At 54.7% G+C, this 4,531-nt stretch carries 4 protein-coding genes and 1 pseudogene; 2 read left to right on the top strand and 3 right to left on the bottom strand.

What is annotated here, in order from left to right; all coding sequences use genetic code 11:
- Positions 1–185 precede the first annotated feature (185 nt).
- The 3 genes and pseudogenes from AC5JJ6_RS00405 to AC5JJ6_RS00395 all read right to left on the bottom strand — a co-directional run bounded on the left by AC5JJ6_RS00405 (position 186) and on the right by AC5JJ6_RS00395 (position 1,642).
- Entirely contained in the window at positions 186–401 is a 216-nt protein-coding gene (locus AC5JJ6_RS00405) for a hypothetical protein (protein ID WP_496040140.1), read from the bottom strand.
- A gap of 54 nt (positions 402–455) precedes the next feature.
- Positions 456–1,280 (bottom strand): annotated as a pseudogene (locus AC5JJ6_RS00400) (IS3 family transposase); the annotation flags it as partial.
- On the bottom strand, positions 1,256–1,642 hold the full coding sequence (locus AC5JJ6_RS00395) for a transposase (protein ID WP_496040139.1): 387 nt from the start codon (positions 1,640–1,642) through the stop codon (positions 1,256–1,258). The pseudogene AC5JJ6_RS00400 and the gene AC5JJ6_RS00395, both read right to left, overlap by 25 nt.
- A gap of 684 nt (positions 1,643–2,326) precedes the next feature.
- Here AC5JJ6_RS00395 and AC5JJ6_RS00390 point away from each other — a divergent pair.
- The gene (locus AC5JJ6_RS00390; RefSeq protein ID WP_496040138.1) at positions 2,327–3,250 is read left to right on the top strand and encodes a glycosyltransferase family 2 protein; all 924 of its coding nucleotides are present in this window, start codon (positions 2,327–2,329) and stop codon (positions 3,248–3,250) included.
- A 70-nt stretch (positions 3,251–3,320) separates the two neighbouring features.
- The gene (locus tag AC5JJ6_RS00385) at positions 3,321–4,280 is read left to right on the top strand and encodes a glycosyl hydrolase (RefSeq protein WP_496040137.1); all 960 of its coding nucleotides are present in this window, start codon (positions 3,321–3,323) and stop codon (positions 4,278–4,280) included.
- Positions 4,281–4,531: the final 251 nt, after the last annotated feature.

Below are 4,531 nucleotides of genomic sequence, written 5' to 3'. Positions count from 1 at the left end.
AGCATCGCCTACGCCCTCTGCCACGCCGCCTGAATGGCCAAAGTCGAGAGAAGGCTCTCTTGACTATGCTGTATCGCTCGACGGACCGCCGCTGTCGTTGTGGCGCTCCCATGGTGAACCTGGCCCACAGCGCGTCCTTCCACGCCTGCTGGAAGACTGCACCATCAAACCCTGGGATCAAACATCTAGACGCCACCGATGCCGCGTGCCCAGACGCCCGGGGAGGAGCGGAGCGTGTGGCTATCGACGACCACCGCCGAGGGCAGAACCTCATCGCCGTAGGCCAGGCGCCGTTCCAGCGCGAGACGCTGGCCCAGTCGCCGCCAAAGTCCCAGGCGGGTCCAGCGGGCGAAGCTGCTGTGCAGCGTGGTGAAGGGAATGCCCGAGAGTAGCCCTGCCAACGCCGCTTGAAAACTGCCCTACCCTGTGGAGTGACCCCCGGCGGCGGGACGGGTTTACGCCGGAGCTTTGACCCCCTCCTGAGCGTGTTGCCTTTCGAACTCGGCGGGGCTGCGGTAGCCGAACGCCGAGTGTAGTCGCCTCTCGTTGTAGATCCCCTCCAAAAAGTGCGGCAGGTCGACCGCGACTTCCTCGAAGCTGGCGTATTCGGTCTGGTAGACCGCCTCGACCTTCGACGTCTTCATGAAGCTCTCGGCTTTTGCGTTGTCGTATGGATTGCCACGTCGGCCCATCGAGTCAATCAGGCCCTGCTCGATCAGCAGCGTCCGGTACCGCTCAGCAGCGTATTGCCCGCCGCGGTCCGAGTGATGGACACACCCGTGCGGCGGTCGCCGCGTCACAATCGCCGCCTGAAGTGCCGCCACCGTCAGCTTGGCGTCGATAAGGCGCGTGAGGACGTAGTCGATCACGCGCCGCGACCATGCGTCGAGAATAACCGCGAGATAAACGAAGCTGCCCGAGGTCAGGCCGATGTAGGTAATGTCGGCAACCCACAGCTGGTCGGGCCCGTCAGGCACCACCGTCCTGGCTAGGTTGGGAAAGATTGGTCCGGCGTGGTTACTGTCGGTCGTCACGACGTAGCGGCGTCGAGAACGAACGCAGAGGCCATGCAGCCGCATGAGGCGCGCCACCCTCTTGCGGTTCATGGGCAGGCCCTCGGCCCGGAGCTGCGCTGCCATCCGTCTGTATCCGTAGCGCGGCCATTCCTCGGCAAGGCTGTGCATGCGCTCGACCAAGGCCGTGTCGTCCAGAACCGTCCGGTTATCACGGCAATAGGAGCTGCGCGCGATCCCCATCACGCGGCATCCTTCGGTGACCGAAAGACCGCCGGGCCGGTGACGACGGAGGGCGTCGCAGCGCTCGGCGCTCGTGAGGTGTCTGACGCCCCCTTTAGCAGCTCATTCTCGAGCGCCAATCGCCCGACCATCCGCTCCAGCGCCGCTATCCTCGCCTCATAGAGCTCGATGAGGTTCGCGGCCTCGGCCTCGTCAATAAACTCTCCGCGTTCGTACTTCTCAACCCAAATGCGGATGAGGTTGCGGCAAACGTCGTGACGTCGCGCGAGGCCATGCAACGAGGTGCCGCCCGCCAGGAATTCCTGTGCGACCTGCCGCTTGAACGCAATCGGGTACGTCCGGTGCCGTGCTATGCTGGTTCCCTCATCGCCCGGGAGAACTGTCAAACTTCGACGCCCAACCTGTCCACTCGAGAGGGGTCACTCCAACCCCATTACGACATCAGCGCGGCAACTACGTTGACACGCACCGCCCTGCTTCAGGCAGCACGGTTCAGTACGCAATGGTAGTTGATGAACCGCCGCTCCCGGCTGAGCCGGCAATTTGGAGAATGCTGCTCACCGTGCTCCGGCCGGGCGCCGGAATGGTCCCGACCAGCAGCACCTCAGCGTGCTGCCAGCTCGGTTGAGAAAGGAGCGGTGCGAAGCATAGGATCGCCGGCGAAGCGGGCCGGCAGGGTCAGCATGTGGGCGGTCCTCTGACCAGGACGCCACTAGCTTATCCGCTTACCCGCTCCGCCGCCTCACCCCGGAAACGGCCAAACTCGACCTTAAGTGACATATAAAACATTGAGAAAACGCCGGAGTTACATCTTCACGCAAAGTAGGCACCAGAATGCTCGAATCTCGCTGCGACTTGATTGGAAGCAAAAAATTTACTTATATCAATCGTATCACATATCTCCACACTCACAATTGAGGTTGGGTGATTCGCAGCTTCGCAAACTCTCTACGATGCGAACACTACTTTCATGTTGGATAGCATATTTTGCAAACTCAGTAATCTATGATGTGTGGTAGCATGGCGTAGTAACACTCAACTGAACGGGACCGATCAATCTGGAGTTGTAGATGCCGCAAAAAATAACCATGGTCATACCAACCAGAAATCGCGCACATACGTTGCGCTTAGTTCTGGATAGTTGGTACCAGCAAAAAAGCGTAGACGAAATAATCCTTGTTAATGATGCCGGTTCTGATAGCACTGACCAAACAGTAGCTGAAATATCCGTCCGGTACCCGAATACTAAGACTACGCTCGTCCGCAACCCAACTAGATTGGGCGCGGCTGCATCACGTAATCGTGGAGCACTTCTAGCAAAAAATTCTTATGTGCTATTTTGTGACGATGACGAAATTCTGGAAACAGATTATGCAGAAATATGCCTAAATAAACTCCTAACTTTTAAAGCAGGTGCGGTGTCAGGCCGCCGGGTTTATATGAGAAATGGTGAGACAGCAAAGGAAGCGCTAAACCGGTTCGGCGATGGATTCCGATCTGGGCCTGTTTTCCTAAAACTTATTTGTGAGCATGTAGGTGGAGCGCGTCATAAAGGCGACATTGAAATACCTTTCACAAATGCAATTATCGTAACGCCTACAGAATTTGTGCGTAAATATGGATTCGATTCTTTTTACAGTAAAGGTAACGGTTATCGTGAAGAGTCGGATTATCAGATGAATTTGTTCGTAAACGGAGAAAGGATAATTCTCACTTCTCTGGTTCACAGCATTCATCTGAGCCCAAATCAATGCAGTTTGGGAGGGCAAAGTGCTTCACGTTGGGAGAGAGTAAAGTGGTCGATATTCTACACTAGGTACTTTTATAAGAAGTACTGGAAACTGTATGCTTCTAGGATGGGCATCCGAACACCGCAGAGTTGTGCCCTCGGCATTTTCGTAATTTTCTCTCTTTACCGAGAGTATCTTAGGCCATCATTGCACCGTATAGCAATGTTTGTCCCAAGATTGAAAGCCAGCGTTAGACTGGGATGAACTGATCTTTTGGCTTACCGCTGTAATCATTAGGCCGATTGGTTTCAACTTGCAACTCGTGAGAGCCGCCATGTACCGCAGAATTTTACTGGCAAACGCTTTAGCTGCCCCCAAAATCACCAACACTCCAATAAACATACACTTTACTGAAGTAAGCGGAAAAACATTAAGGCATTCCTACGATCTCGGCGTCTTTGTTGGCAATCAACCACAAGCGCTTGCTACTTTCGAGCGATGGTTTGGGCATCAAGTGGACGCTGTTCTAGGATACACTGTTGGTGATCCTAGTTGGCAAATTTTTATGCCAAATTTTCTTGGTGGGACACGCAGAAAAATTTTGTGGAGCATAGGCATGTGGCCTGAGGAGGCTGGTATTGACGGAATGCGTGCGGTTGCAGCGGGGAAGCGTAACTTGGAGTTTACGCGGTGGGCGACAGACATCCTAAAATCGCGCTTTGCTGACCGAGATCCAATTTATGTACGAACAACTTGGGAAATAGGTGGTGAGTGGTTCTCATGGACAGCGTTCGCGAAACAAGACCCTTTCGCGTATCGTCGAGCGTTCCAAAATTTTGCGGCCTCATTTCACAAGGTTAGTAATCGATTTAAAATAGTGTGGGACTTCACCGGCAATCGCGGACCAGTTGAGCAATGGTACCCTGGCGATGCCGCCTGTGACGTAATATCGCAGGACATTTTCTGGTACCCGCAGTGGTCAAGTACCGATCCATTTGAGGCGTTTATGTGGTCGCGTCGAGCTGATCGGGGGTTGGATTGGATGAAGAACTTCGCTGCTCAGCATAACAAACCTATGGCCATTTCAGAATGGGGTGTTACAGGCTTGCAGGGTGACACCGGAGGCGTATTTATTGAAGAAATGAAAAAATGGTTAGACTCGAATCGTGTTGCTTATGCTACATATTGGAACGGCACGGCTGCTTCTGGTTACGATGGCGATCTCACATTAGGGCGCTGGCCAAATACCGAGGCGACCTTCAAAAATGTTTTCGGGGTAATTAAGAGAAACTAAAACCAGAAATGGTTCCGTAATGGGCCTTTTGGGCGTCAAGCCTCTCGAGTAAGTACCGCGCCGCCGGTCCCATGCTCCCGTCCGCGTTCGGCAAGCGGCCGCCGCATTATGCGGCCAGGAAGGAGGCAGTGGACCAATTTAGGGCGCGTGGTTTGCCCAATGGGCTTCCACACCACTACTGCCAGCCTCACTGACTGTGATGGGGTGGACGCCTCCCCCGACGACTTTGTGCGAGGGTGGTGGCACCCATG

Source organism: Skermanella sp. (genome assembly GCF_059503625.1).
Note: the sequence above shows the minus strand (reverse complement) of the source record. Positions and strands in the feature narration are given on the sequence as shown.